Source organism: Sporolituus thermophilus DSM 23256 (assembly GCF_900102435.1).
GTDB classification, from domain to species: Bacteria; Bacillota; Negativicutes; order Sporomusales; family Thermosinaceae; genus Thermosinus; species Thermosinus thermophilus.
This window is the reverse complement of sequence record NZ_FNBU01000017.1, coordinates 1-23,201: the sequence shown is the minus strand read 5'-3', so window position 1 is coordinate 23,201 and position 23,201 is coordinate 1. Positions and strand designations below refer to the sequence as shown.

Annotated in this window: 22 protein-coding genes and 1 tRNA gene; 4 read left to right on the top strand and 19 right to left on the bottom strand. The window is 53.2% G+C overall.

The annotated features are described in order from the left end of the window. Window positions 1-82: 82 nt before the first annotated feature. From BLQ99_RS14945 to BLQ99_RS10320, 10 genes are all read right to left on the bottom strand, one after another. Window positions 83-361, bottom strand: a complete 279-nt coding sequence (locus BLQ99_RS14945) for a hypothetical protein (RefSeq protein ID WP_171904655.1) — start codon at window positions 359-361, stop codon at window positions 83-85. Between the two features lie 132 nt (window positions 362-493). Next, a complete protein-coding gene (locus tag BLQ99_RS10360) occupies window positions 494-2,290 on the bottom strand; it encodes a heme NO-binding domain-containing protein (protein WP_093690709.1) in 1,797 nt (598 codons plus the stop codon). 147 nt (window positions 2,291-2,437) lie between these two features. Beyond that, window positions 2,438-4,261, bottom strand: coding sequence for a cobalamin B12-binding domain-containing protein (locus BLQ99_RS10355; RefSeq protein ID WP_093690707.1), 1,824 nt, complete (start codon window positions 4,259-4,261; stop codon window positions 2,438-2,440). Then, window positions 4,258-4,503 carry a hypothetical protein gene (locus BLQ99_RS10350; protein ID WP_216093662.1) on the bottom strand — a complete coding sequence of 82 codons (246 nt, stop codon included), beginning with the start codon at window positions 4,501-4,503 and terminating at the stop codon, window positions 4,258-4,260. The genes BLQ99_RS10355 and BLQ99_RS10350 overlap by 4 nt, the downstream gene beginning before the upstream one ends. Before the next feature lie 25 nt (window positions 4,504-4,528). Then, entirely contained in the window at window positions 4,529-5,635 is a 1,107-nt protein-coding gene (gene kamB, locus BLQ99_RS10345; RefSeq protein WP_483880756.1) for a lysine 5,6-aminomutase reactivase subunit KamB, read from the bottom strand. A gap of 243 nt (window positions 5,636-5,878) precedes the next feature. Then, window positions 5,879-7,252, bottom strand: coding sequence for a hypothetical protein (locus tag BLQ99_RS10340; RefSeq protein ID WP_093690703.1), 1,374 nt, complete (start codon window positions 7,250-7,252; stop codon window positions 5,879-5,881). A 13-nt stretch (window positions 7,253-7,265) separates the two neighbouring features. Then, complete coding sequence (locus BLQ99_RS10335) at window positions 7,266-8,567, bottom strand: FAD-dependent oxidoreductase (RefSeq protein ID WP_093690701.1); 1,302 nt, start codon at window positions 8,565-8,567, stop codon at window positions 7,266-7,268. 18 nt (window positions 8,568-8,585) lie between these two features. Continuing rightward, entirely contained in the window at window positions 8,586-10,058 is a 1,473-nt protein-coding gene (locus BLQ99_RS10330; protein ID WP_093690699.1) for a hypothetical protein, read from the bottom strand. Between the two features lie 13 nt (window positions 10,059-10,071). Then, entirely contained in the window at window positions 10,072-10,530 is a 459-nt protein-coding gene (locus BLQ99_RS10325) for a RidA family protein (protein ID WP_093690697.1), read from the bottom strand. A 73-nt stretch (window positions 10,531-10,603) separates the two neighbouring features. Further along, a complete protein-coding gene (locus tag BLQ99_RS10320; RefSeq protein WP_093690695.1) occupies window positions 10,604-11,026 on the bottom strand; it encodes a DUF6917 domain-containing protein in 423 nt (140 codons plus the stop codon). A 132-nt stretch (window positions 11,027-11,158) separates the two neighbouring features. On the opposite strand from BLQ99_RS10320, the gene BLQ99_RS10315 reads away from it, so the two are divergent. Together BLQ99_RS10315 and BLQ99_RS10310 are read left to right on the top strand one after the other, a co-directional pair. Beyond that, window positions 11,159-11,725: a hypothetical protein gene (locus tag BLQ99_RS10315; protein ID WP_245690422.1), complete on the top strand. Its 567-nt coding sequence runs from the start codon at window positions 11,159-11,161 to the stop codon at window positions 11,723-11,725. Continuing rightward, window positions 11,725-12,636 carry a fumarylacetoacetate hydrolase family protein gene (locus BLQ99_RS10310; RefSeq protein ID WP_093690693.1) on the top strand — a complete coding sequence of 304 codons (912 nt, stop codon included), beginning with the start codon at window positions 11,725-11,727 and terminating at the stop codon, window positions 12,634-12,636. Before BLQ99_RS10315 ends, BLQ99_RS10310 begins: the two co-directional genes overlap by 1 nt. A 109-nt stretch (window positions 12,637-12,745) precedes the next feature. Here the strand turns inward: BLQ99_RS10310 and BLQ99_RS10305 are convergent, their stop codons facing one another. The 7 genes from BLQ99_RS10305 to citG form a co-directional block, all read right to left on the bottom strand. Further along, the gene (locus tag BLQ99_RS10305; protein ID WP_245690420.1) at window positions 12,746-12,910 is read right to left on the bottom strand and encodes a (2Fe-2S)-binding protein; all 165 of its coding nucleotides are present in this window, start codon (window positions 12,908-12,910) and stop codon (window positions 12,746-12,748) included. A gap of 117 nt (window positions 12,911-13,027) precedes the next feature. Then, window positions 13,028-13,438: a YkvA family protein gene (locus tag BLQ99_RS10300; protein ID WP_093690689.1), complete on the bottom strand. Its 411-nt coding sequence runs from the start codon at window positions 13,436-13,438 to the stop codon at window positions 13,028-13,030. Between the two features lie 151 nt (window positions 13,439-13,589). Beyond that, window positions 13,590-14,612, bottom strand: a complete 1,023-nt coding sequence (locus tag BLQ99_RS10295) for a Gfo/Idh/MocA family protein (RefSeq protein ID WP_093690687.1) — start codon at window positions 14,610-14,612, stop codon at window positions 13,590-13,592. A gap of 221 nt (window positions 14,613-14,833) precedes the next feature. Continuing rightward, entirely contained in the window at window positions 14,834-15,136 is a 303-nt protein-coding gene (locus BLQ99_RS10290) for a hypothetical protein (protein ID WP_093690685.1), read from the bottom strand. Between the two features lie 338 nt (window positions 15,137-15,474). Continuing rightward, a tRNA-Thr gene (locus BLQ99_RS10285) sits at window positions 15,475-15,550 on the bottom strand. 118 nt (window positions 15,551-15,668) lie between these two features. Continuing rightward, on the bottom strand, window positions 15,669-16,913 hold the full coding sequence (locus BLQ99_RS10280; RefSeq protein ID WP_093690683.1) for an HD-GYP domain-containing protein: 1,245 nt from the start codon (window positions 16,911-16,913) through the stop codon (window positions 15,669-15,671). 58 nt (window positions 16,914-16,971) lie between these two features. Continuing rightward, window positions 16,972-18,363, bottom strand: a complete 1,392-nt coding sequence (gene citG, locus BLQ99_RS10275) for a triphosphoribosyl-dephospho-CoA synthase CitG (RefSeq protein ID WP_093690681.1) — start codon at window positions 18,361-18,363, stop codon at window positions 16,972-16,974. 254 nt (window positions 18,364-18,617) lie between these two features. On the opposite strand from citG, the gene BLQ99_RS10270 reads away from it, so the two are divergent. Continuing rightward, window positions 18,618-19,478, top strand: coding sequence for a YitT family protein (locus BLQ99_RS10270; RefSeq protein ID WP_093690679.1), 861 nt, complete (start codon window positions 18,618-18,620; stop codon window positions 19,476-19,478). Window positions 19,479-19,591: 113 nt separating this feature from the next. Continuing rightward, the gene (splB, locus tag BLQ99_RS10265; RefSeq protein WP_245690418.1) at window positions 19,592-20,617 is read left to right on the top strand and encodes a spore photoproduct lyase; all 1,026 of its coding nucleotides are present in this window, start codon (window positions 19,592-19,594) and stop codon (window positions 20,615-20,617) included. Window positions 20,618-20,836: 219 nt separating this feature from the next. Here the strand turns inward: splB and BLQ99_RS10255 are convergent, their stop codons facing one another. Both BLQ99_RS10255 and BLQ99_RS10250 read right to left on the bottom strand, forming a co-directional pair. Beyond that, a complete protein-coding gene (locus tag BLQ99_RS10255) occupies window positions 20,837-21,175 on the bottom strand; it encodes a YmaF family protein (protein WP_093690673.1) in 339 nt (112 codons plus the stop codon). Window positions 21,176-21,322: 147 nt separating this feature from the next. Beyond that, window positions 21,323-21,724, bottom strand: coding sequence for a hypothetical protein (locus BLQ99_RS10250; protein WP_216093661.1), 402 nt, complete (start codon window positions 21,722-21,724; stop codon window positions 21,323-21,325). Window positions 21,725-23,201: the final 1,477 nt, after the last annotated feature.

Genomic DNA, 23,201 nt, shown 5'->3' with positions numbered 1-23,201 from the left:
TTTGCTGCCTTTTTTATCTAACACATATATCAGGGTCTGCATATTATGTAATAGGATCTCTTTGAAAGGAGGGTATTATGTGTCAAAAGAAAAATGGTGGTCTGATGAATGGGAAGACCCGGAAATAGAGGACTGGGAGGACGAGGACATAGAACCGATGCGGCAGGAAGAGCGCCAATGTTTCCCCTTTGGCTGCCGTCCCCGATTTTGTTTCCCGCGCTGCTTCCCCTTTAGCTGCTTCCCGCGTTTTTGTTTCCCCCGGCAATGTTTCCCGCGCCAGTGCTTCCCGCGTTTTTGCTTCCCCCGTCAGTGTTTCCCCTTTGGCTGCTTCCCGCGTCAATGCTTCCCGCGCCGCTAACAAGGCAAAGCCCTGCCAAGATTATCCTGAGCGTCCTGCACTCAGCAGCACCAAATTTTCCCCGGGACTTCTCGTCGGCACCCATATTCGTATACCAAAGCCGCGTACCGGTGTACGCGGCTCTTTATTTTGACTTCATGTCCGGTAAACATTCATATCTTCGCTGAAATGCTGAATAACCGTCTTGAATTCGCGGATTTTGTCCATCATGTCCTGCAGTTTGTCGTTATACACCTGCACGGCGGCGCTCACTTCCTCACTGGCGGCCGAGTTTTCCTCAGAGATGGCGGCCAGCGATTCGATTTTGCCATATACCTGGTTGAGACCGGCCATCTCCTGTTCCAGCTTGCCGGCCATTTCGACGATATTCTCCGCTACCCGATGGATATTCTCCACATGACGGATATTGCCGGCCACGACCTCGCGCAATTGGCGGCTTTCCGCATCCAGGACGGCATATTCTTCCTCGATCAGCGCCACAACACTGCTGATTATTTCCATCAGCACCTTGAGGTCGCGGGAAATGCTGTCCGAATGGTGGTGGGACTGTTCGGCGAGTTTCCGGACTTCTTCCGCCACGACGGCAAAGCCCCGCCCCTGCTCGCCGGCCCGGGCGGCTTCGATGGCGGCATTAAGGGCCAGAAGATTGGTCTGGCCGGCAATGGCTGCCACCAGCCCGGTGATTTCGTTGATTTTACTGGCCTGGGCCTGTAGTTTCGCTGCCGAATCCTTCACATCGGCAAAGCGCTCGAGACTGTGGGCCAGTTTGTTGCTGGAAGACTCCACCTCGGCAAAGCCTTTATTGATCTCGCTCACCGCCGCCTCCAGCCGCTCTTTGTTGCGGCTTTGTTCGTCGACAACACTACGCAACGTTTCCAGATTGCCGTTCAGGATGACGACGGCTCCTTCCGTCTCCTGCGCCTGGCTGGTGGCGGCAGCAGCCACGTCGTTGACAACGCCGGAAATATCCTCCGAGGTGGCGCGCATGCGGTCAGCCAGGCCGTTAAAGTCATCTGCATATTTGTTCATCTCGTCGGCTATACCCTTAAACCCGGTAAAATCCGACTTGACCTGCTGCTTGTAAGCGGCCAGCATGTCGAGCACGGTTTCGAACTCGTCGCCCGACTTAATTTTGGTTTCGGTAAAATAGCGGTGCTGCTGCAGTCCCTTGATCTCGTCCATTACCATGGTGAACGGCCTGAGCAGCAGGGCCGCACCAATACCGGCGCCCGCGCCGCTGGCCAGGGCTGTCCACCAGGGCACGCTAAGGCCGACCAGGTTTAATCCGGCGACGACCGCCAGGGTAATTGCCGCAGCCGCCAGACCGATCTTGCCGGCCAGACGGCGGATTATCCCCAGCGACAGCCACTCATTCAGCCGGTACCGCACGGTATGGGTAATAGGCCGGGGAAAACGGATCTTTATTTTCATATGTTCGGGCGACGCTTCCAGGATTTCGGTCGTGATGTCTTCTTTAAAATATTCCGCCGCGCCGGCCAGCAGCCCCTTAAGGTACCCGAACATCCCCCGCTTGGAGCGGTAGCTTAGCACCGCTTCATATTCCGATACAGGGCTGATAAGAAGTTCCGGCGGGTTGGCGCCGGGAATCCGTCTGACCATGACGACATGGACATCGTACATGGAGCGTAGGAAAGAATAGAGGTTTTCCTGGCGAAAAAAGGCCGGATAGGCCTGGGAAAAGGTCCGGATATTGTCCTTGCCGATGGCCAACCATACCGCTTCTTCGGGCTGACCGGTCTTAGCGGCGATGTACGCCGCAAATTTTTTCGGCTGCTCGTCGGCTACCTCTTCCGTCGGCAGAAAAATCTTATCCCGGGGCCACCCGACATGTTCCATCGCCTCGGCCGCTAGGTCCTCGCCCCACACATTCCGGGCGGTGTTCACCCAAGTACCGACAACGGTCCCTTTCATTTTCCGCTTCACTCCGTTTGCCAAGTAGTAGGATAAAAATGGAAGATTGTGTACTATATTCGGGAAGTTTGTCGGTTTTCCTTTTTTCGCCAGTACGGAAAAATTATTTTTTCGTAATTATTTTCGGCGCAGCGGTTGCTTGGCCCGCTATTTAACGGGGCGCACCGTGTCCTTGCCGGCCCGTCCGGGATAGGCGCCTTCCTCGCGGCTGCCCAGACAACCTTGGTAGATGGCCTCGACAAAATCGCCGGCAGCGATTACGTCGTCCAGCACTTTTTCAATGCCGGTCGTGATGCGGTCGGCATATTCTTTGGCTTTATTGGTCGGGCTGATGCCGGCTTGGCCGAAGAACCGAAACGCTTCCTGCACGGCCCGTAGGGTATCAATTTTGGCCGGAACGGAAATAGGTCCGCCGGAATAGGCCTCATCGGTCGAAGCAATCGAGACGGCATCGACTCCAAGCGACATGGCGAGACTAGCATGGAGCGCGGTCGTCATGGCCGACTGCACCCGTTCCTCGGTATGGGTAAGAAAGCCAATGGGCGCGCCCGGCCAGATAGGCGCGTTGATAATGCCGCGCAGGGCGTAGATTTTCCCGGCGTTGAAATCGATGTAATTGTCTGCCATGTACCCATGGATCATCACTTCCGGCGAATAACTGAACAGGGGCTGCAAGATGGGCCGCGCCCCCAGCCGCACGCCTAAATCGGCCACGATCAGCATGCCGGCAAATGCTTTATATGCTGGCACTCCGGCCAGTTCTTCGTTGGTGACCACATCAAAAGGCAGGTTATATTTTTGGGCATATAAAATGGCGTGGTAACCGTCCACCGTCATCCGCGCCGGATCAGTGCCGGCCGCGAGGGCGCCGTAGACAATGTTGATTTTCGTCAGGTCGGCCCCCAGTTTGCCGGCCAACACCACCGTCTCGGGCGAGTTTAGGCCGCGGTGGGCCCGTACTTGCCATAGCGTTGACTCTGCGCGGGCCAGGCTGATCCGGTTAAGGTTGGCCGGGGTGATAACCGTTCCGTCCTCCTGATGGGTGAGAAAGCCGTCCAGAAAGCCCTCGGTCCGCGCGCCCCACGACGGGTCGAAGTGGATGACGCCGTCGGCCCCCCAGGCTTCGCTGGCCAGGATGTGCCCGATATCCATGAATGGACAGCCGGTGCCATACTGGTTAAAGACCAGCGGTTTTTTCCGGGTGTGCTGGAGCTTCTGCACCGCCAGGCGCGCCTTGGTCTCGGCCAGGAACTTTTCCAGGCCCTCCACTTCCGCTTTGGTGAAACGCCGCGTCTTGGGGTGCAGTTCGCCGGCCGTGTAAAACTTGCGCGGCACGTCGCCGCACAGCTTGGCATAATGCTGGTAAAAATCGCCGTCCCCTTCCCGTCTCCGCCAGCGATTTACGTCCCAATACGCATCGCGCAGCCTGGCCCGCTCAACACCGTCGGACGTCTTGTCTTTCACCCAGTCCATAATCATCTCGGAAATACGGGCAAGTTTGGCGCCGATAGCCGGATGGAGATACTTATAGTCATAGCCTGCGGTCATATCGGTCTTTACTTTGCGCACCCGGGCGGTGTCGGGCTTATACTCCCGTCCTTCCACAAAGCAGATCACTTCCTCGACCGTCGTGCCCGGGCCGAAGCCGGCGTCAAAGCCCAGCTCGGCGGCCAGTTCGGGCCGGATGGCCATGCCACCGATGCCGATTTTGACTGTTTCGCGAATACCGGCGGCATCGGCCAAATCAATGAACTTGGCCAGCAGCTCGCCCACGCCGTAGCCGAGGGTGCGGCTGAGGAGCAGCGCATCGATCGGGGCGCGGCTAAAGACATACTCAATAATCTCTTCCGCCGGCGTATCAGGCGGCAGCAAAATCGTTTCATGTCCGGCCTGCTTAAGGCCGCGGGCAATCATTTTCAGGCCGATGTCATGCACCGGGTCGAGCGGGGATAAGAGTACCCGCTTTTTCATCCGTTATCCCTCCCTGCCGCACCGCCTGTCAGCCAGCCGTACTTGTCGGCCGGCCGGTAGACGTAGGCCCGCCCCCGCACCCGCGCGCCGGGTCCAACATGCTGGACGAAGACCACATCCACGTCGGTAAAGCCCCAGCTTTTTAAGAGGGCCAGCATAAGGCTCCGCCCCTGCTGCTCATTGTCACAAATAAAAAAAGTTTCCAGATCGAGCGCATCCATAATTTGCGCCAATGGGTTCACTTCCTGCACCTCCAAACTTAGGCAATCAGTCAAAATGCACCGCCGCGGGATTTTCCCACGGCCGGGCGTGAACCTGGATAATATCCACCAAGCCTTTCGCCCCCTGCTTAACGATATTGAATACGGGCGCTGCCACGTGGCGCTGTACGGCGACCTGCAGACGGTTAAAATCCACATAAGCCGGTTCATAGGTTTTCGTCTCGTACCGGTAATCAGGGTAAAAGGGATTAACCGTTATGGCGAGCAGCGGCACCCGCCGCAGCACGCCGGCAAAAATACCGGCCGCTTCGATCTTGGCCAAAACCGCGGCGTATTCGCCGAGGTCACCGGTTACCATCAGCTTGATCGGGTCGGCAAAAGTCAAAGCCAGGCGGCGGCGCTGCGTTTCGCACCGCGCGGCCAGCGCCTTCAGCGCCGTCACATTGAGAATTCCGGGAATATATAAGTAGCTGCCGTCACCGCTCATAGCTTCCCACACCTGGTCGATATCCTGGCCGGTCAGCAGGGACGGCCGGTTCCACCGCCGCACTTCGCTAAGGTCGGGAGCAAGGAGCGTTACGACCGCATAACGCCGGGCGGCGATTTCGGCCGCCCGTGGCACCAGCGGCAGGTTGGCCATCCGCCAGATAAGCTCGGTTTCCCGCGCCAGCTGGGGAATATTGGGCGTTTTTGCCGCGCCGGTAGCCAAGACGAAGCCGTCGGTCTCCGCCATGGGGGCGATGCGGCTGAGCGCGCCGTCAAAAATGATAACGCCCGGCCCCAGGCGGCGCAGCAAAGCGCGCAACTCGCGCACCTCCGAGCTTTTATTGGGGCCGGCGGTGACAATGAGGCCCGGTTTTACCACTTTGGCTATAATCACCCTCCCCAACGGGGTGGAAATCGCGGTTTTTGCCAATACATGAAACGTGGCCGTGCTGACCGCCAGACACCGCTCGGCTGTCGCCACCACATCTCCCTGCTCCACCCGCAGTTTGGGCTTGGGCAGGCCGGTGATATTGTCCAAGTTTTCCCCGTCATAACCGATACTGGTCAGATAAAACGCAATATCGCGGGCCCGCAGCTCGCTGATAATGGCCGCCGTCGTCGTTGTTTTGCCCGTATTTTTGGCCGTACCGGCGATACCCAGACACATTTCCAGCAAGCCTCTTCCCTCCCGGGGTACTTGCCCCTTCCTAAATGGTTACTCACCGCAAAAATAATCTTGCCACTAAATTGGCACCATACGCCATTTACCTCATACCTCATACTTCATACTTCATACTACTTTCCGCTCGCAACTTACCACTTTCTACTTTTTACTTTCTACTTGCCACTTGCCAAGGTAGACAAAAACTGAGGAACAGAGCGTTCTCTATTCCTCAGTCGCTGTTTTATACTACATGAGCAGAACCGCCACAATCGTGGTCGCAATAAACCCCAGCGTTACCGGCCAAAAGTTTTTGCGGGCCAGATCAAGCGGATTGACGCCGGTGATGGCCGCTACCGGAATTACCGCCCACGGAATGACGGTACCGCCGCCGACCCAGACGCCGGCAATCTGGCCAAGGGCGGCGAGTGTTGCCGTGTCGATGGGGATGGCCTTGCCAAAAGTGGCGGCCACGCTGCCGACCAAGGGCAGGGGTGAAAAACCTGAACCGTCAAGGCCGACGACAATGCCGGTCGCCAAAGTAATGAGAGCGACAAAGAATTTATTCAGCGGCACAGCCTGGGACAAGTATAGCCCCAGGTCTTCGAGAAAGCCGGTGGCGCCTTTACCGAGAATGCCCTGGGCGAGCTCGCCCTTGCCCATGAAGAAAAAGCCGCCGATGATGATGACAGGTGCAAAAATTTTAATTCCGAACATAAAGCCATTGCGGACGTAATCGGTGATTTTCTCCAGGCCTTCGAACCCAAACTTAAGCAGCGAACCCACCGCCAGGATGATCGTAGCCGTACCGCCTAAGAGCGCCGTTGCGTCGCCGCCCCTGAGACCGGTGGTCAGCATGACTGCGACATCGAGGGCGAAAGCAACCGGCGTGGCCACTGCCAGCAGGTAAGACACCCAGTCGAGCTGGCGTTTCGCTTCCTGCTCGACGATTGTTTCCATTTGCCCGGCTTTATTTTGCCGCAGGTCCCGCTTGACGATGATGTAGCCGGTGATGGTGGCCACCAGGCCCATCGTCACCGCCAACGGTACGCTGGCCGAAATAACCGGGCTGGGATTGGCAAACCCGGCCGCCTTGGCCGTAATGGTCGGCGCGCCTTGAATAACATAGTCGGTCGACAGGGCGATACCGTGGCCAAAGAGGTTCATGGCCACCGCCGCGCCCAGCGGCGGCAAACCGGCGCGCAGCGCCACCGGCGTCATAATGGCGCCGATTAGGGCCGTGGCCGGCGAGGGCCAAAAGAACCAGGAGGCAAACAGCATGGCCAAGCCAAGGACCCAGTAGGAAATATCGGGATTAACCATGAGTTTGGCCGCCGGCCGCATGACAAGATAGTCGGCGCCTGTTTCGGCGAGCAGTTTGGAAAGGGCGACGATGAGGGAGATAATGACGATAATCCCCCAAAATTCGCCGCCCGCCACAATCAGGGCGTTGAAGATGGTGGTAATGCCGCCAATCAGATTGCCTTTAAACCCCCAGCCTACGGTAAACAGGCCGAGCAGACAAGGAATAAGCGGGTCTTTGCGCAGGCCCATGACGCCAATGACCACCAGGACCCAAAACAAAAACAGCCAGTGTAGCGATGTCAGTTGGACCGCCTGCATATTTTCCCCTCCCTTAAGCGAGCGAGCGGGCAAAGACTCCTGTGAGTCCGGCTTTTTCCACGCGGTCGCGAATGGCATCAAGGTCCAGAGTATAGAGGTTTTGCTTCTTCATATGCTCAAAGTAAACCGAGCCGGAGAACGTATATTTTTTGGTCAAGCCTTCCTTATGCTGCATGGCCTCGCGCACATACGCGATGGCGTCGCCCACCGCCAGTGTACGCGGCAGCACCAGCGGCTCCAGGCCCAGGGCGGTTCGGGCCGCGTTGTGACCGGCAAGCGTTCCCGTAACGATCGCTTCGGTATGCCCCACCAGGAGACCGGCCTTCTCGCCGCCGCAGAACACGTTGGCCAAGCCTTCGACTTTCAGGGCGTCATTGCGGGGCAGCATGCCAAGGTAGCGCATCGAGTTGCCGATACCGCCGGCATAGGGGTCTTCGAAGCGGGCATTTTCAAAGCCCGGCACTTGGCGCAGCACTTCGAGCGGATAGTAAGAAGTCATCAGTTTGGCATGACCGGTATCAAGGAGAATGATGTTTTCGGCAAATTCAATCAGGGCATACTGCTGGCAGCACTTTTCACTGAGCGACTTAACGCTCTTGCGCAGGTGCTCCGGAATGGGGATAATTGCCACTCCCGTTTTATCCAGCTTTTCCACGATATCTTTGCTCAGCGAGTCTTTATGCAGTTTGCACGACCCGCTCATGGCGCCCACCGTGCCGTCGCCTTTCAGACCCAGGATTTCACTGACGCCGGCTCGGGCGGCGATGCTGAGCCGAGGGCCAAAAGTCGGGCAACGGTAAATGCACATGGCGCAGCCGTTACCGTACTTCATACAGTTGCCCTGCGGCCCGGCGGTACCGGAAGCGTCGACAAACACGTCGCCCTCGGCAACAATGTCCTTTTCGCCGTGACCGTTATCGGCAATGACCTTGGTAATTTTATCGCCCTCTTTTTCAATTTCCTTGACGCGGGCATGGAGGTGAACGGTAACGCCGGCGTCAATGAGCGCCCTGCGGACGGCCGGCTCGATGCGGGCTACGTCGTATAACGTGACATGTTTGTGCCCGGGAAACTCCACATTGGTATGCCGGGCTTCAGCGTCGGCAATTTTAAAGAGGTCGCCGCCGCCGAGCGCGGTCATTTCTTCGGTGGCCGTAAAGCGGCCGTTGTTGCGCATAATGCCGCCAACCAGCCCGGTACCGAGCAGCATGTCCGTCCGTTCAAACAGTTCTACTTCGCAGCCGGCCTTGCGCGCCGCGAGCGCGGCGGCCGAACCGGCCCAGCCGCCGCCTACCACTACTACTTTTTTGGTCATGGCAAAGCCTCCTCGTACTTATTCGGTAAGACCGGCGTACTTGCAGGTAATCTCGATAAGGCGGACCAGCGCGCGGACAGCATAGCGGGTGACGTCTTCGATGAGCTGGCCCTTGCTGTCACAGGTGCCGAGGCCAGGAGAAATATAAATGTTGCCATCGTAAGCCACCGTCGGGATGACGCCCATCTGCGCGCAGCCAGTCTGGAAGATGTTGGTGCCGGCATACATGTCTTCGATGGAAAAAATGGGAATGCCAAGTTCGCCGCCCGCCCACGTTTTTTCGTAGTTGACTTCCACCGCCGTCGAGTTGTAAGACTTGCTGATAATGATGCCCTGCTTCAGGCGGGCCGGCAAGTTAATTTTGCCAAATTCTTCGCGCACAATGCGCTCCAGATCGTCAACCGGCTTGGTGAGAACTTCCGGATTGTCGCGCAGCACTTTCAGCGCCTGAACTTGCGTCAGCAACGCTTCTTTGCCGGGGTCAAAGGTAACATAGGCCGCTTTGCCGTAGGATGCGGTCGTGCCGTAGCGGTCGCCATGCATGCCCAGCGCCCGGCGGATGGGTACCATCAATTCCTCCCGGCCAATGATGAGACCGCTGGTTGCGGCGCCGGTCGCTTTGTCCATGCTGTAAATGATGACATCGGCGTTGGCTTTGCGCGGGTCGCAGCCGACGAACGGCAGGCCCCAGGCGTTGTCAATGACGTAAGGCAGATCATACGAGCGGGCCAGTTCGCCGATATATTTTTGCAGGAGCGGGGCGCCGTCTTCATCTTTAACGGCGTAGCCGTAGCCCGGCGTCTCATAGCCCAGGCTGGTAAAGCCGGCCAGCATGGGCAGATGGATGTCGGCGTACTGCCCGATGATTTCAATGGATTCTTCGGGATCGACGTCGGTTAAGAGCGGCACAGGATGGGCTTTAATGCCGTGCACGTCATAGCGGGCGCCGGCCAGCGGCACGATAATGGTATCGAGGTTGTTCTGACGTTTGCCGTAGAAGCCAAGTTCACCGGCAGTCGAGCCCCGGTCGGCGAAAATATCCTTAAAGCGCGGCGGGAAAGGGCGACCGTATGAGCCCTGGTGATGGAGGTGCTTTTCGTAAGGTGCGATGTAACGGGAACGGTAGTTGTCGCCACGGCCGAGGAGCGGCGGGCTGAACAGACAGTCAAAGGTTACCCACAGGCCGGCTTCGCAGGTCGAGGTCGGCGCGCAGTCCCACTCGTCACCATACACCGACTTGACGATTTCCCGCAGCTCGTCAACCAGTTTGGCCAGCGGGATAACTTCTTTGGCGCCTTCTTCGCCGGCTTTCATGATATCGTCGCGCAGCGGCGCCGGGCAGCCGGAGATCGCGCCGGTCAGGCCAAACTTACCGCGGATTTCCTTCGGGATGCCAATCTCGTCGGCCGCCTTGCGGGCGTCGGCGTAAATGTTGGCAATGTTGGCCTGCAGTTGCCGGTACATCTGGAATTTGTACTTGGGTTTTGCCATGAACAAATACCTCCTATTTTACTTTTACGATCATTTCTACCTCAACGGCAGCATTAAGCGGCAGCTCAGCCACGCCAACGGCCGACCGGGCATGTTCGCCGGCGGTGCCGAAAACTTGGCCGATGAGCTCAGAGGCGCCATTAACCACTTTGGGTTGGTCGGCAAAACCGGGGGCGCTGTTGACAAAGCCTACCACTTTGACGATTTGCTCTACCTTGTCCAGGCTGCCAATAACGCTTTTTACCGCGGCCAGGCAGTTGAGGGCGCAGACTTTCGCAGCTTCGTACCCTTCTTCAAGCGACAAGTCTTTGCCGACCTTGCCGACATACTTAAGCTTACCCTCAACAAACGGGATTTGGCCTGATGTGTACACATAATCGCCAACCTTGACGGCCGGCACATAAGCGGCTACCGGTTTGGCCACTTCCGGTACCTTTAGCCCTAGTTCCTGCAGTTTGGCTTCGTAGCTCACACTTTCCCTCCTTAATAAGTGATTAAAATTAGATAAGCTGCCGCCAGAAGCGACCGGCTGCTTATTATCCGCTTTATCCGATTACCAGCCCGACTTCCAGCGCCACGCCCCGCTCCCGTCCGGACACGCGTTCGCCGGTCAGGACGATATTCAGGTGGTTGGGCATGTGGGTCTCGTCATAGCCGGCAATGCGGCCCACCACTTTGCCGCCTACCTTTACTGGGTCGCCGACCACGATCACCCCGCCTTTTTCCACTTCGAAAAAGCCGAGATAAGCGATGCGGTCAACCTGGCTGCCTGGTTTGGCGTCTTCGTCAGTGATGATCAGTTCATGAATCTCGCCCGCCAGCAGCGCCCGCGACGAAGGCTTGATCAACTGGAGGCCCCGTCCGTTAAAAACGCCGTCCAAAACGACGACAAGTCTGCCGGTTACCGGCCGCTTGGCAAAATAGGGATTAAAATCGCCAAACATATTGCGCGCGTAAGGATCGGCCATAACTGTCCTCCCTTCGTGCGGCCGCATTTTCTTTTGTTATTGTGCCTGTAAAGGTTTTGCAATATGTATCCAACCACCCAATTATGCGTTATAATTAAATTGATTTACATAATTCTGACAAGGAGGTCCCTTATGGCACTTCCCCCGCTGGCCAATATTCCGTTTTTAAATAAAAGAGTCAAATTCCCGGTCACTCCGCATATCCCCGGCGGCCTGACCACGCCTGAACAGCTCCGCCAAATTGCCGCCGTGGCGGAAAAATACGGCGGACGGCTCAAAATCGTCGGCAATGGTATTACAATTATGGGCCTTAGCCTGGCCGACGGAGAAAAAGCCCTGGCCGAACTGGGCTGTAAACCGGAATCCTTTATCGCCAAGTCGGTGCGGGCCGTCGCCATGTGCCCCGGAAAGCCGGATTGCCCAATGGCCCAACAGGACAGCACTGCCCTGGGTTTAGCGCTGGATAGTGAATTTTTCGGTCAACAAGCGCCTGGCAAGGTGCGCATCGGCGTTAGCGGCTGTCCGAACTGCTGCGCGGAAGTTTTCGTTAAAGATATTGGCGTTAAATTCCTTCCCTCCCCCCTATACACGCAGCGTAACATAAGTTATAATAAAAATGGTAATATTTACTTTTTTTACCATGAAAATGGCGAAAGCAGTATAATTAATCTGGGATTAATTGAGCTGGAGGGATGTTGATGCAGTTTGTAACTTATGTGCAAGACGGCAAGCAGCATGTGGGGCTTTTTACGCAAGAACAACGGTTTATCGTCCCGATTGCCGCCGCGGAAAAGCATTTCCTGGGCAGTGCGGCTATTCCGGATGACATGCAGGCCATTATCGAAGCCGGTGATGACGTTGTCGCCAAGATTAAGGAGCTGGCGGAAAAAGCCGCGGCCGATAACAAATTCCCCCTCGTCGCGGTTGACGCCGTAACCGTCCTGGCACCTATTCCCCGGCCGAAAAAGAATATCTTCTGCATCGGCAAAAACTATGTCGAGCATGCGTTGGAATTTGACAAGTCCGGCGATGCCAACACCGCGGTACCCAAATATCCCGTTGTCTTTACCAAGCCGCCGACCACTGTTGTCGGCCCGGGCGCAGTCGTTAAAAGCCACCAGGATGTTACCGGCCAGCTGGATTATGAAGTGGAACTGGCCGTGGTAATCGGCAAAACAGCAAGCAAAGTTTCCAGAGCTGAAGCATATGATTATGTTTTCGGCTATACCATCATGAATGACGTGACGGCCCGCGACCTGCAAAAACGCCACCTGCAATGGTTTTTGGGCAAAGGGCTCGATACATTTGCGCCGCTTGGTCCATGCCTGGTGCACAAAAGCGCCATCCCTGATCCCCATAACCTTAATATCTCCTGCAAAATTAACGGGGAAATCAGACAGAACGCCAATACCCGGGACATGGTCTTCGATATCCCTACCTTAATTGAAGTTATCTCCGCCGGTATCACCTTAGAGCCGGGCGACATCATCGCCACCGGCACGCCTTCCGGTGTCGGCGCGGGCTTTAACCCACCCAAATTCCTGAAATCCGGCGACGTAATGGAACTGGAAATCGCGGGCATCGGCATCCTGAAAAATACGATAGAATAAAATTAACCCCTTAACTCATATTAGCCTGAGTTAAGGGGTTTTTGCCGCCAGACAACTATTTCCGCATGGTCAGCGCTTTGGCAATCACCGATTGCACGACCGGACCGCATCAGACACCGGCCGGATTCTTGATGTGGCACTCCGTCCCGGTATTGGCCCCGGTATGCCTTTGGATATCCTCAAGACTGGAGCAGCACTTCCGCACCGCGACATGCTCGATAATTTCTTCTTCGGTGACGTTTTTGCAGTAACAGACGGTCGTTGACTTTTTCATAAAAGTCACCTCTTTTCATTATTCTTCTATTATTCTTCGCAACTATCAGATAACACCTTCCGTCCCGCCTGCACTACCGCTTCGCCGATAGAACGGCCGTACTTGAGGCGCATCCTGCTATTTAAGCCACGCGTACACGGCATAAATCACAGTCAGCCAGAGAAAAACGATGACATACGCCGCGATCCAAATCTTAGGCTTCAGTGCCGGCGGGTTATTGCGGGCTTCTTCGCGGCAGGCGGTTAGTACGTCTGCCGGTATCAGCTTTATTGCCAGGGCTATGCCCAGCGGCAGCAGAATTACCTCATCCAAATACCCAAGCACCGGCACGAAGTCTGGGATCAAGTCTATGGGGCTTAATGCGTAACCGACGACAATGGTGGCAACCACCTTGGCGTAAAGCGGAGTGCCGGGGTGCTTGAGCGCAAAATAAACGGCGATGACATCACCTTTGAGCTTGCGCGCCCACTCTTTAAGCCGTTGGTTTAGGGTAAGCGCTTGTTCCGGTCTTTTCTCTGGTTCGGACATCGACCACAGCCTCCTAAACCCTTTTACTGCCATTGTCGCACAAAATACGGCCGGGTTCAATAGGCGGCGGAGTCAGGTTTGCCTTATTACAAAAGCAGGTGCGACCAATTATAACTCCTAAAACAGGGAGAAAATGCTTTGGCAATAAGGCCTAGGCCAGCTGGATTTTTTGCCCTTTCCGCGACGATGCGTAAATACCCAGCACGATTTCCAATGATTTGAGCCCTTCTTCGCCGGTAACCAAAGGATCCTTCCCCTGCTCAACGGCTCGGAGAATGTCCAGCATTTGCGCCTTGTGGTTTACGCTCGAAATAGCCGGCGAATTCGTCGCGCAGTACGAAATTGGCTGAGTATCAATATAATCTTCTTCTCTGCAGCCTTCCACCTTCCACTCTTTCACCATACCGCCTTCTAATATAAAAGAGCCTTTAGTTCCATGGATTTCGATCCTTTCTTTGTAACCGGGTGTAATGGCCGTTGAGCCTTCAATGACGCCAAGCGCGCCGTTATGATACTCCACTGCGGCAACGCCTAAATCTTCCGTTTCTATTTTATGGATGGATGTCTTAATCATTCCGGAAACGGATCTTACACCGCCCATAAACCATTGGAGAAGGTCGATCGTGTGAATTGCCTGGTTGATAAGCGCTCCGCCACCCTCAATATTCCAAGTGCCCCGCCAGGCGCCACTGGCATAATATTCGGGAGAACGATACCACTTAACGTATGCATCTCCCAGGATTAGTTTGCCGAGCAGCCCGGCGTCAAGGGCGGCTTTAACCCGCTGCGCGGCGGGAGTAAACCGGTTTTGAAAAATTACCGACAAAACAAGATTTTTCGCACGGTACACTTCAATAAGCCGTCGCGCTTTTGCCGCGTCGATATCCATCGGCTTTTCTACTATAAGATGTTTTCCCGCCGCTGCTGCCTGCAAACCGAAGTCGACATGAAGGCCTGGCGGGAGGCACAGGCTAATAATATCGGTCTTCGCGTCAGCCAGAACATCTTCATACGATTTAAAAGCCTTTATCCCGTGTTTGGCGGCAAATTTAGCCGTTGCCTCCGCATTTCGGCTCCAAACTCCGGTAATCCTCGCCCCGGGTATTTCTTGAAGGGCTGTGACATGAATATTGGCAATCATGCCAGCCCCGATAATCGCCACTCCTAACGCCATTTTGTTTTCTCCGCTCCTTTAAACAATTACCAGTGTTTTTATATCCATTCATCGATTGAAATTTATTTCCTTGTTTGGCAGAGCAATCAAACCACCGACATAAAGAAAATATAAGAAAATATATTTTTATCGCAATCTGATAACGGGAGATGACCAGGTTAAGCCGCTATTTTTTTTGACACGGTGTGGGCGCAGCAACACGGCATAGTTTCACCAGCAATCTATGGATAAAACGCGAGTTCCGGGAAAAGCGCGAGCGGAGAAGTTGCAAGCAGGAGTTCTGGAAAAAACACGAAACCAGGTTGAGGGGGATCGTCAATATTATCACCATTAGGATTGTCGCCACAAAAAGGACATACGCCATGAAAATTGTAATAATCAAATTCGCAACCGCACCACAGGCATACCTTATATAATCTAAAGAAAGAAACTTCATATAATTTTAAGGTCGAAGTATAGGTTTTGACACATTTTTTAGTGGACTTCGGCAAAGGCCAATTGGGTATACCAAAATAGTGGTCCACAAGGATGCCTCCCATGTTGCTTCTTATTCTATTATATGTAAAACACTAGCTGTCTGCCATAAACTAAAAAAGCCGCCCCAGCCCGTAGGACGAAGCGGCCAAGCTTATTTATTAATTACACCCAAGACAGCGGCTACAATCCAAGTTCTGACAGGACATGCTCGCCAAAAGTGTTAACAGAAAACTACATGCATAGCGTATCTATTTCGCAGATAAAAGCTATGAAGCAAAGGCAACAAAAACTGTACAGTATTATTGACGCAAAATAGTCATTGACGCAAACTTTGACGCAAAAACAAAAATTATGGGCTGGCAAATCTGCCAGCCCTTGTTTTTACTGGAGCCGATAACAGGATTCGAACCTGCGACCCGCGCATTACGAATGCGCTGCTCTACCAGCTGAGCTATATCGGCGTTTTTCACGTTATATATTTTACCGTCGGGAGCAAAAAAAGTCAACACCTCTAGTCCAAGCAATATTTCCCATAAAGTTTTTTGCAGACCCTTCTCTGCCGGGTATCGTCCTTTTACTTCATGGCCCATAGGCACTGGTCATACTTTGGATAAGGTCGTACAATTCCCTTCCGTTATCGAAAAGTTCAGCCGTAATTTTCGCATCCAGCTTGCGGCTATCGACCATACCGCGCATAATACTCTCTACTTTTTGGTAGGGCAGAGGCTCGCGATAAGGACGGATTTCGCTGAGGGCGGTAAATACATCGGCCACTGCCATAATGCGGGATCCGAGCCGTAGTCTTTTTTCATCAATGCGAAAAGGATACCCCGTCCCGTCCAGCGTCTCGTGATGATAGGCCGCCCACTCGGCGATGATATCGAAGCCGTCGATTTGCTCTAAGATCCGGTAGGTGTAGTAGACATGCTGCTTGATAAGGGCAAATTCCTGCTCTGACAGTTTGCCCGGCTTCTCCAGGATGGCGTTGGGGATGGCCAGCTTCCCGAGGTCGTGGAACAAGCCGGCAATGCGCATGGCTTTTACTTCGGCGGCGCTGTAGCCTTTGAGCTCGGCCAGAAAAGACGCCACAAGGGACACACAGCGAGAGTGAGCGCCCGTGAACCGACTGGTACGGTCAATGATGGTGGCAAAAACCTCGGCCACATTAATAACGTCGTCGATGGTGAACCGCATGCGGCCATAGTCGTCAATATCCCGGAAAAAGTTTTGGTAATAATGCCGATTAGCCAGGTCAAACCAAAAGCTCTCTTCCCGGGCAAAATCGTGAAAAGCACGCACCAATTCAGGATCAAAACAAATGCCGCTCTGGCTGCGGATAGCGGCCAGAACTGCGGGACGCTGCGTTAGGATAAAATCGTCCTCGCGCAAGAGGACTTCTACCCGGTCGGCCAGATTAATAATCCGGGAAATAAGCGGAATGTCCTTACCGCCTACCCCGGAAGGACTCGACCCGTCCCAGTAGTCATGGTGGTGGCGGATCGGTTCGGCCACTATGCCAAGCTGCGCCGAGTCCTTCAATAGTTCATAGCCGGCTTCGGCGTGGGCGTAGATGTTACCGCCGGTGCCGGTCAGCATTGATGGCAGGCGGAGCCTTTCCTCCCAGTTGGACGCGGCCCCCAGGTCATGGAGCAGTGCCGCGTAAACTAAAATTAACCGCTGCGATCCATCAATGCCGATATGCTCAGCCAAGCGATTGGCAATATACGCCGTCCGCCAGTGGTGGCGGGATAAACCGTCGGTAGACAGTTCAAGTGCCTGCGACAGGGCCCGGATAAGATTGACAGGATGAATGTTAAACTGCATTGGCCCCTCCTTGTCAAACAGGTCGTTTCTCTTTACAATCACTTTATGCTAAAACAAATTATTCGTCAAGAGATTCGCCAACCTCTTCCAGGCGGTAAAGAAACCAGGTAACGGCCAGCAAATCGGCAGCGCCACCGGGGCTAACGTTATGGGCAATAAATTCTTCATCAAGCGCCGCGGCCCGTTCCCGTCCATCAGCCGCGTACATGCCGCCTGCGGCCAAAAAGGCCGCCACCCGCGGCCGCAGCCACTGCCGCAAAGTATCGGGGTTATGCCGGTTCATCACCGTCGTATCCTCTACATGGGCCATAAGCACCATCAAGGTTTCGACCAGTGCATCGTTCACGCTTAGCCCCGCCGTCAGCGCCTGCCTGAGCGCAGGAAGCCCGTAATTCCGCACGGCCGGCAAGCCTCGCTCCATTTCGCCGCGAATGCCGGTAATGCCATAGTCACGATACAGCCGTTCACCGGCCGTTAGCTTCGCCGCCGGTTTGGCCGCCACACCCCCTAGTTCCCGCGCGACAATGCCGTCCACCATTTCGGCCACCGCTGCCAGTACAGCAGCGGGCGCTACCGGCTGCCGGCGCTGCACCAGCCAGCCGGCAGCGGCGACAACAATCCCCAGGGAAAACAGCAGGCCTTTTTGCGTATTGACTCCGCGCGTGGCCGCCAGCATTGATTGTTCGCCTTCCCGGCCAATGCGGCGCAGTACAGGCAGCAGGGCCGGCAAAGATCCGCCATGGCGCAGGCCCGCTTCGGCGCAGCGAGCCATCGTCAAGCTAAGCGCGGCCGTACTGGCCATAAAGGTGAAGAAATCCATATCCCGGTGCGCGCCGGCGTTGTTGCGGTCTACCAGCCCTGGCGCCGGCGTGCAGGCCACTTCATACAGCATCGCCTCTACGGCCAGCGCCCCAATCTTTTCGGCCCGGGGACTGACCGCCCGTGTCTCGTAAGCGGCAAACCGGATTAACAGCTCCTCCACCGCCGCCGCCAGTTCCGCCGGCGAATGGCGCCGCTCGCGCATGCACAGCACTGCTGGCCGGCTGCAGACAAAGCATTGGCGCGCCTTTCCCGCATCCTGACGGGATACGAGCTGTCCGGCGGCGGTAAACACATCGAGATCCAGCAGGCGCCCAAACGGTTCCTCTTCTTCGATCGCTACGCAGACATCTTTAATGGCGTGAGCGTCACCACGCAAGGCAATCAGCGCCTCCGGCCCGGTGACCAAATCCAACCGGCTGACCGCCAGCACATCGCACCGCCGCCGGACAGCGGCGACCGCGTAGTCGCACAGGCGGCGCACCTCCGGGCGGTCCTTGACCGGACCGGGAATATTGACCGTAATACTGATTATGGGCGTGCCGTACTCTGCGCGCAGCGCTTCTTGGCGAGCGCGACGCCGCTCTTTGGCGGCGAGAATATCTGATAAAACAAGCTGGTCTGCCAACATGCTACCCCCGTAAAAGATGCAAAAAAGTTGCATCGAAATATGCTGGTCTTGCCGCCAACAGTATAGCAAAGAATTGGAAGGGGCACAACGCCATTCGTTAGGCAAACTTTACTTAATTATGGGTACGAATATATATTCCTACTTTATATAATAATGAACTTTTACACCCAGAATAAAGGAGACAGCCAGTACTTTCTCGAAATACGGAAAGAGAGTCATCACAGGCCAACGGGCGTGGATTGGAGGAGAAAACAATGTCTAAACAGGGTGGAACGATAAAAGGGATAATCAAAAAATATGTATTATTGTTTATCGGCGCCATCATTGCCGCCATTGGTCTGGAAATCTTTTTAATCCCCAATCAAATTATTGACGGCGGCATTATTGGCATCTCGATAATGGCCAGCCATTTGACGCAAGTGCCGCTGAGTTTGTTTGTCATCCTTTTTAACTTACCGTTTTTATATATCGGGTATATGCAGATTGGCAGGACGTTTGCGCTCTCAACGCTATTTTCCATTTGCTCACTGTCCTTTTGGCTAGCATTCTTTCGGCCCATCCCGGGATTAACGCAAGACTTGTTTCTCGCCTCCGTATTCGGCGGCATCATCCTGGGCATTGGCGTAGGACTAATCATCCGCTACGGCGGTTCGCTCGACGGTACGGAAATCATCGCCATTATTTTAGACAAGCGCACCGGCTTTTCTGTCGGCGAGATTATCATGTTTTGTAATGTGTTTATTTTGGGCAGCGCTGGCCTTGTCTTTTCCTGGGACCGGGCAATGTATTCAATGGTGGCTTACTTTGTAGCGTTTAAGCTGATTGACATCACTATCGAGGGCCTGGATGAATCGAAAGGCGTTATTATTGTCTCAGATAAAGCGGAAGAAATTGCGGAAGCATTAATGGCCCGCCTTGGCCGGGGGGCTACCTTTCTCCACGGCCGGGGCGCTTATTCCGGCGAAGCCAAAAATGTGTTGTACTCGGTAATAACCAGGCTGGAAATATCGAAGTTAAAGTCAATAGTCGACGAAATCGACGAGGATGCTTTCGTCACCATTAATGAAGTCCATGAAGTGATGGGCGGGAGATTTAAAAAGAAGGCCATCCATTAAGTATATTAAACGAGGCGCCTTCTCTTCGCGGCAAGGTAATATGAGCGGGGGTGCAAGATTTACCGCAGCCGGCGCATACTATGGAAAACCTTGTGCTGAAAGGAGACTGCCTCTTGAAGCCTTTCCTCCCCAAGCGCGTTTTTTTTGAACCTAAGGCGTTGGACTATAGTTTGGGGCGCCGGTTATATGACTTTTTCCGTCAAAAAGACATTGAGGCGCGTATGACGGCGTCGCACAACCGCGTAACGGGTATCCCGGGTAAGACAGTCCGGGAGGGTTACCGTGAGGCCAAAGAGACATTAGTTATCGGCGTCAGAAAAAGCGGCAGCTTTGCCACCTGCAAGCCTTCGGCCCACTATCAGCTCCCGCTGGCAACCAGTTGTCCCGGCATGTGCGAATATTGTTATCTTGCCACGACGCTAGGCAAAAAACCGTACTTGCGCGTTTATGTCAATATCGAGGAAATCCTCGATCAAGCGCAGGCGTATATTAACGAGCGGGCGCCGGAAATTACCGTTTTTGAGGGTTCAGCTACCTCCGACCCTGTCCCGACGGAATACCTTACCGGAGCCCTCAAGCGGACCATTGAGTTTTTCGGCCGGCAGGAGTTAGGGCGGTTTCGGTTTGTTACCAAGTACAGCCAGGTCGAATCGCTGTTAAACGCCGACCATAACGGGCACACGCGCTTTAGATTCAGTCTTAATGCGGCGGCCATTATCGACCGCTATGAACACCGCACGGCCTCAATGGCCGAAAGGGTGGAAGCGGCGGCGAAGGTCGCCCGGGCCGGCTACCCGCTAGGGTTTATTGTTGCGCCGATCTTCGTTTATCCGGGCTGGGAGCAGGATTATCAGGCAATGTTTTCTGCCCTTGACGCCCAGCTGCCCCTTGACGCCCGGAAAGACGTTACGTTTGAGTTTATCAGCCACCGGTTCACCACCCGGGCCAAAGCAAATATTCTGGAGATATTTCCCCAAACCACCCTGCCTCTCAATGAACAAGACCGCAAGTTTAAATTCGGCCAGTTTGGCTATGGAAAGTATGTGTATACCGCCGAGGTTATGCAGGCCGTAAAAACCTTCATGCAGCGCCAGGTAGCCGCCTATTTCCCTGAGGCGAAGACAGAGTATTTCGTCTAGTCACCAAACTGTCATGACCTTGGTTTTAGGCTTTGGTGATAAGGTCGCCGACGGTGATTGGAGCGATGTTACCACGGGTGAAATAGGCTCTATGATTCGGGAAGCTATCAGGCGCGGAGAACAGGCAATTGCGAAAAAAGCCAGAACAAACGGAAGAGCCCATCAAAATGCTCAATAGAATCGAGGAAGCGCCCTCCTTTCGAGGGCGCTTAATAACAACTAGTCATCCCATACGAGGGGATCTTCAATTTGAGTAGCAAATACAAATTTATGAAAATGTCTATCTTCTACGGTGGTTTTGCCATATACGAAATGGACATGTTTATTAGGACCTACCGGGATTGCAGGACCCGTCCTAACTCCTACTTCGTGATGGTGATCCTCAAAAAAGTCGGTATTTGTTGATACTTCGTGTACGTGACTGTCTCCAAACGGTATTACTTCACTTGTTACCCCGGCAAAACGGTGATTATGCGGCTCTTCCTCTTCTTCGGCGATAAAGGTGCTCCCTTCAAATTCATGAACATGGGTCTGGCCGCGATTGCTATTATCTTCCATTAAAACACCTCCTTGATAATTCTATTATATTTTATGCAACATAAAACCATAATGTTACAAAGACGCCAAACCGATAGAACCAAGACGCTGGCCAGGCGAACATAAAACGAAACCCTGGAAAACCAGGGCCTATATAGTAAAACACTATTATTTGTCATCCCATTTGCTATTGTCCTTCTTATTATCCTCACGATTGCAGCTTATGTTGATGATGTGCTTTTTGTCGTGGTCCTTCTCGTCACAAATGTCATCATGCTTTTTATCGTTGCATTTCATGCCGGGAATAATAAACAGAATTTGATCTACATTTATTAAGCAAAGCGTGCCTTCGGGAATTTCAAGCCCGCCCCGTTCACAAAAAGGACATGCTAACTGAATCAATATGAATTCATGAAAGTTATCGCCTCTCCTGTCATGATGTTTTTCTTGTATTTCACCCAGAAATGTTCCGGTCAAAGTTACAAGCTTATCATGTAATACCGTATCAAGAACTATTGTTATAACCACGCCACATGCCAGATCAAATCCTTTGTTTTTGGGAAATTTCACTTTTTTCCCTCCTCAAATATATTTTTTTGCTAATACATAATATTCGTCGGAGTAAAATAAGGTGATATTACAGATAAATCTCGCGCCTGATAAAAATGTCTCCCTAATTGGGGCATGGATAAAAACGGTATAGCCGAATACAAAGGCCTTCAACCCGATGGTTGAAGGCCAGACTGGCGACAAAGAGAAAAATAGATTGAGATATACAAAAACCCGCTTACTTGCTGTTTGGCTTGTAAGCGGGTTTTGTCTACACTATGAGACCGTCATTTTGACAGTCTTTTTTGCGTTGCACGCCGGTTGCACGCCAAAAGGAATTTTTTAGGCCCCGCAAACCCGCGAGGCCTTGATTTTACTGGAGCGGGCGACGGGACTCGAACCCGCGGCACTCGGCTTGGGAAGCAGAAGCGACCTATTGCACATATATGTGATTTTGCTGATAGGCTGACCTTTTTCCCTCCTTGCGCAATATTATACCATATGTAAATACACAATGGAAATATACCTGGAAAAACCTGCAATGAAAAATCTGCTGAATGACGGAAAAACAAAGGGAAAATCACTACAAACACCTTCACCGTACACAATACCGTCGCCTGTCGTGCCAGGTACCCGGCTTTGGATTCTCAAAACATACCCCCTGGCTTTTAACAGGTATTGTTAACATAATAACAACCTAAGTTAACAACAAACCCCTTCGTGACTCTGTATACCAGGTATAGAGCAATTTAACATAAGCTGTGTTATCGGACATAATAAACAACAGCGTGGACGAAAACAAGCAAAATGTCCACATTCTACGATACAAAAACAGGCAAAATCATATGCCTGGCTGTTGGTTTTATGCATGAATATATGTTTTAAATATGCAGAATCAATGCATAAATATAATGAACAAAACTGTTGCCAGGCGTTTTCTAATGTTAGGTAATCTACCTTTAAAACCGTTCTAAAACAGGAAGGGAAATTGTTTCCCTCTAGACCGCATAGCAAGCCCTACAGCAGGTTTTTTGTCACAGGTAGGTATGATACCCTTAACCCTGCTTTTTTTGTGGTAAAATCATTATTTTTATCATTATAAACAAGAGAAAAAACAAGCAACAACAAGCAATCACGAATAAGCAAAATGTACAAATACTTTTTCGGCTGTTTTTGCTTGTTTATTAGACAATATCGACGAATTTAAACAGCGAAAATAAAAAAATATGCGATTTTTTGAGGTTGTAAATAGCGGTTAATATAAAACCCTTTACCGCAAAATACAACCTGAAAAAATAGGGTTTAAACTAGGGTTTTTGGCATAAAAACAGGCATAGCGAAATGAAAAAACAACGATAATATCTATTCCCGCTAATAATGGGGATGGTCAACTCGACTACCCCTTGGGTTTTTGTGATTAGATAATTTATTACCTGGTAACAATTTTGGGAAATAAAAAATATTTCCCAACGCATGGTATTGGACTGGTCAGTCAGAA

Coding starts and splice junctions, on each gene's coding strand:
- BLQ99_RS10270 (WP_093690679.1), top strand. CDS start 18,618: ATGTCTAAACAGGGTGGAACGATAAAAGGGATAATCAAAAAATATGTA.
- BLQ99_RS10305 (WP_245690420.1), bottom strand. CDS start 12,910: ATGAAAAAGTCAACGACCGTCTGTTACTGCAAAAACGTCACCGAAGAA.
- BLQ99_RS10310 (WP_093690693.1), top strand. CDS start 11,725: ATGCAGTTTGTAACTTATGTGCAAGACGGCAAGCAGCATGTGGGGCTT.
- kamB (WP_483880756.1), bottom strand. CDS start 5,635: ATGTGTCTGGGTATCGCCGGTACGGCCAAAAATACGGGCAAAACAACG.
- BLQ99_RS10295 (WP_093690687.1), bottom strand. CDS start 14,612: ATGGCGTTAGGAGTGGCGATTATCGGGGCTGGCATGATTGCCAATATT.
- BLQ99_RS10340 (WP_093690703.1), bottom strand. CDS start 7,252: ATGCAGGCGGTCCAACTGACATCGCTACACTGGCTGTTTTTGTTTTGG.
- BLQ99_RS10360 (WP_093690709.1), bottom strand. CDS start 2,290: ATGAAAGGGACCGTTGTCGGTACTTGGGTGAACACCGCCCGGAATGTG.
- BLQ99_RS10355 (WP_093690707.1), bottom strand. CDS start 4,261: ATGAAAAAGCGGGTACTCTTATCCCCGCTCGACCCGGTGCATGACATC.
- BLQ99_RS10315 (WP_245690422.1), top strand. CDS start 11,159: ATGGCACTTCCCCCGCTGGCCAATATTCCGTTTTTAAATAAAAGAGTC.
- BLQ99_RS10300 (WP_093690689.1), bottom strand. CDS start 13,438: ATGTCCGAACCAGAGAAAAGACCGGAACAAGCGCTTACCCTAAACCAA.
- BLQ99_RS10255 (WP_093690673.1), bottom strand. CDS start 21,175: ATGGAAGATAATAGCAATCGCGGCCAGACCCATGTTCATGAATTTGAA.
- citG (WP_093690681.1), bottom strand. CDS start 18,363: ATGTTGGCAGACCAGCTTGTTTTATCAGATATTCTCGCCGCCAAAGAG.
- BLQ99_RS10280 (WP_093690683.1), bottom strand. CDS start 16,913: ATGCAGTTTAACATTCATCCTGTCAATCTTATCCGGGCCCTGTCGCAG.
- BLQ99_RS10335 (WP_093690701.1), bottom strand. CDS start 8,567: ATGACCAAAAAAGTAGTAGTGGTAGGCGGCGGCTGGGCCGGTTCGGCC.
- BLQ99_RS10320 (WP_093690695.1), bottom strand. CDS start 11,026: ATGGCCGATCCTTACGCGCGCAATATGTTTGGCGATTTTAATCCCTAT.
- BLQ99_RS10330 (WP_093690699.1), bottom strand. CDS start 10,058: ATGGCAAAACCCAAGTACAAATTCCAGATGTACCGGCAACTGCAGGCC.